This window comes from Streptacidiphilus carbonis, from assembly GCF_000787775.1.
GTDB classification, from domain to species: domain Bacteria; phylum Actinomycetota; class Actinomycetes; order Streptomycetales; family Streptomycetaceae; genus Streptacidiphilus; species Streptacidiphilus carbonis.
The window spans coordinates 1-3,950 of sequence record NZ_BBPM01000127.1 but is presented as its reverse complement, the minus strand read 5'-3'; the positions used below and the strand labels follow the sequence as shown (position 1 = coordinate 3,950).

Genomic DNA, 3,950 nt, shown 5'->3' with positions numbered 1-3,950 from the left:
CCCCGGCCCGCCCCGCCCCCGCCGAAGTCGCCCACGCCGCCGGCGAGCACCTCGCCGAAGCCGCCCGCAGCGGCAACCCCCGCATCACCAGCCCCACCCTGCTGCGCCACCTCCTCTGGACCGCCGTCGACCTCGGCCTCCCCATCCAGATCCACACCGGCTTCGGGGACCCGGACCTGACGCTGCATCGGGCCGACCCGTCCCTCCTCACCGACTTCATCAGGGCCGTCGAGCCGCACGGCACCCCGCTGGTGCTGTTGCACTGCTACCCGTACCACCGCCAGGCCGCCTGGCTCGCCCAGGCCTTCCCGCACGTCTACTGCGACGTCGGGCTGACCCTCTCCTACACCGGCCCGGCCGCCCCCCGCCTGCTCGCCGAGACCCTTGAGCTGTGCCCCTTCGGCAAGGTGCTCTTCTCCACCGACGCCTACGGCCTCCCCGAGCTCCACCTCGTCGGCGCCACCGCCTTCCGCGAAGCGATGACCCACTGGTCCGAGGACGCCGGCCTCCGCCCCGCCGAGGCGTCCCGCGTCGCGGACCTCATCGGTGCCGGCAACGCCCTCCGGCTCTACAAGTAGGCCCTCTTACGCCGGTAACAAGCCACGAGCACACTACGTACCGAGCACCCGGCGTACCGAGCAGCCGGCCCGCGGACCACAGCCGCGCCGCGCCGCGCCACTCCCGGCGGAAGGACCTGACATGTCCGACTCCACTCTCACCACCCCCACCGACCGCCCCGAACACCGGGGACTGCGTCCCAGCCTTAACGTCTGGCAGGCCGTCGGACTCTCCATGGCGCTGATGGCGCCCAGCATGGCCGTCAACATCAACCCCCAGGCCGCCGAGCCCAGCGTGGGACGCGCCGTCCCCCTGGCCTTCCTGATCGCCGCCGTCGGCGTGCTGCTGGTGGCCTACGTCTTCGTCCGGCTCTGCCAGTACTACCAGCACGCCGGCTCGGTGTACGCGTTCGTCGGCGCCACCCTCGGCCCCCGCAGCGGCGTGGTCGCCGGCTGGGGACTGGTCGGCACCTACCTCTTCTACGGCGTGACCACGTCCTCCGTGGTGGGTATCTTCGGCATCTCCTTCCTGCAGCGCATCGGCGCCTGGTCCAACCCGCCGGTGGACGCCCCGTACATCCTCACCGCCGTGGTCCTGCTGCTCGCCTGCTGGCTGACCGTCGCCTCGGTGCGCCGCGGCACCAACGTGCTGCTCACCGTCGAGGGCGCGACCGTGGCGCTGATCCTGATCGTCACCGCCGTGGTGCTGATCCGCCTGATCGTCGGCAACGCCCCGGCCGGGCACGGCTTCACCATGTCCGTCTTCTCGGTTCCGCCGGGCACCGCCCCGTCCGCCCTGTTCCTCGGCGTGGTCTTCGGCTTCCTCTCCTTCGCCGGCTTCGAGGCAGCCTCGACCCTCGGCGAGGAATCGCTCAATCCCCGCCGCGACATCCCCAGGGCGATCCTCGGCACCACCCTCTTCGGCGGCGCCTTCTTCGTCGTGGTGACCGCCGTCGAGATGATGGGCTTCGGCGCCGGCAAGACCGGCGTGGCCGCCTTCGGCTCCTCGTCCTCCCTACTCGGCGACCTCGGCGGGACCTACCTCAGCTCCTGGGTCGGCAACCTGATCACCCTCGGCGCCACCGTCAGCGCCTTCGGCTGCTGCCTCGCCTGCACCGTCGGCTCGGCCCGGCTGCTCTTCGCGATGAGCAGGGACGGCTTCGGCGAACGCGGCCTGGGCCATGTCTCCCGCTACGGCACCCCGGCCCGCGCCGCCGTCGTCGTCAGCGCGACGATGGCGCTGGTCCTGGGCCTGTGCATCGTCGCCTTCTCCGCCGTTCCGGAGGACACCTTCGTCTGGGGCGGGACCATCGGCACCCTGATCCTGCTGGTCGCCTATGCCCTGACCACCATCGGCGCGATCCGGCTGATCTTCGTCCAGCGCCGGATGCCGGTGCCGATGTGGCAGATCGTCATCCCGCTCGCCGCCCTGGCGCTGCTCGGCTACACCCTCTACCGCAATGTGGTGCCCTATCCCTCCACAGGACCGGGCCACTGGTTCCCCATCGTCGCCGGCGGCTGGCTGGCCGCCGCCGTCATCGCGGTCCTCGCGGCACCCACCACCGCCCGGCGACTCGGCGAACGCCTGACCGAATCCGACCAGCTGCAGGCCGAAGCCGAGAGGAATCGAGTGGCGGGAACCGCGTAGGCTCGGTCAGGCTGTGCGGACCGCCAGCGGCACCGGACCAAAGGAGAAGCGACACCGTGACGGACATCGTCGACGAGCTGAAGTGGCGCGGGCTGATCGCCCTTTCCACCGACGAGGACGCACTGCGCAAGGCATTCGCGGACGGTCCGGTCACGTTCTATTGCGGCTTCGACCCGACGGCGCCCAGCCTGCACATCGGCAACCTGGTGCAGCTGATCACCATGCGCCACATCCAGAACGCGGGGAACCTCCCGCTGCCCCTGGTCGGCGGTGCGACCGGGCTCATCGGCGACCCCCGCCCCACCTCCGAGCGCACTCTCAACGACCCGGAGACGGTCGCCGCCTGGGTGCTCCGGCTCCGGGGCCAGGTCGAGCGCTTCCTCGACTTCGAGGGACCGCACGCGGCCCGGATGGTCAACAACCTGGACTGGACCTCCGGGATGTCGGCGATCAGCCTGCTCCGGGACATCGGCAAGTACTTCCGGGTCAACACCATGATCGCCAAGGAGGCCGTGGCCCGACGGCTCAACTCCGACGCAGGCATCAGCTACACCGAGTTCAGCTACCAGGTCCTCCAGGGCATGGACTACCTGGAGCTGAACCGCCGCTACGGCTGCACCCTGCAGACCGGCGGCAGCGACCAGTGGGGCAACCTCACCGCCGGCACCGAACTGATCCGCAAGGCCGAGGGCAAGTCCGTCCACGCCCTCGGCACCCCGCTGATCACCAAGGCGGACGGCACCAAGTTCGGCAAGACCGAGGGCGGCGCCATCTGGCTCGACGCGGAGATGACCTCTCCGTACGCCTTCTACCAGTTCTGGCTGAACGCGGAGGACCGCGACGTCGCCAACTTCCTCCGTATCTTCACCTTCCGCTCGAAGGAGGAGATCGAGGAGCTGGAACGGCAGACCGTCGAGAAGCCGGCGGCCCGCGCCGCCCAGCGCGCACTGGCGGAGGACGTCACCGCACTGGTGCACGGTCAGGAGCAGGTCGACCGGGCGATCGCCGCCTCCAAGGCCCTCTTCGGCCAGGGCGACCTCGCCGACCTGGACGCCGCCACCCTCGCAGCCGCAGTCGCGGAGCTGCCGCAGGCCCAGGTGGGTGAATTCGCCGGCGTCGTCGACCTCTTGGCCGCCACCGGCCTGGTCCCCAGCAAGTCCGCCGCCCGCCGCGCCATCAAGGAGGGCGGCGCCTACCTCAACAATGCCAAGGTGACCGACGAGGAGGCCGTCCCCACCGAGGCCGACCTGCTGCACGGCCGCTGGCTCCTGCTCCGCCGCGGCAAGCGCAACCTGGCCGCCGTGGAGCTCGTGCCCACGGCCTGACCTGCACCTATGACATCGATGGTGAAGATCCCAAAAGATCTTCACCATCGATGTTTGACGTTGCGCGCGAGGTCGTCTAATGTTGACCGAGTCGCCTGATTCGGGCCGGTACGTCGTACGGGGCTTCGCCTCGCCGCACCAGCCCTCACGTGACCAAAGTTGCCAAGCTCATCCGCCACTTCGAATCTGAACTGTTCGAGTCGACGCCTGCGTCGGATTCGGACTGGTTCGTTTTGTCGTGCGAATTAGCAGCCGCGATTTCCGGGAATCCGGAAAATGCGGTAACGTAACGGCGGTCGCCAAGCGACAGCCCCTCTCGGCAGGGTGCAGAAATGAATTTCGGACGGTTCGCCCGGACGAAATGCATCTGCTAGGCTGAGAACAGAACGAAGCGCCCGGAGGGTCGGTGTGAAAGCCGCC

3 protein-coding genes are annotated in these 3,950 nt (G+C 69.5%); all 3 read left to right on the top strand.

The features are described 5' to 3' along the window. Nucleotides 1-578 (top strand): amidohydrolase family protein (locus tag TR46_RS38740; protein ID WP_152626940.1); only part of this gene is annotated, 578 nt, incomplete at its 5' end. A 121-nt stretch (nt 579-699) separates the two neighbouring features. Next, on the top strand, nt 700-2,205 hold the full coding sequence (locus TR46_RS37460) for an APC family permease (RefSeq protein WP_084719273.1): 1,506 nt from the start codon (nt 700-702) through the stop codon (nt 2,203-2,205). Between the two features lie 56 nt (nt 2,206-2,261). Then, nucleotides 2,262-3,530, top strand: a complete 1,269-nt coding sequence (gene tyrS / locus TR46_RS37455; protein ID WP_042411751.1) for a tyrosine--tRNA ligase — start codon at nt 2,262-2,264, stop codon at nt 3,528-3,530. The last annotated feature ends 420 nt before the right edge of the window (nt 3,531-3,950 follow it).

Excerpts from the sequence above, each read along its gene's own strand:
- TR46_RS37460 (WP_084719273.1), top strand. The coding sequence starts at position 700 with ATGTCCGACTCCACTCTCACCACCCCCACCGACCGCCCCGAACACCGG.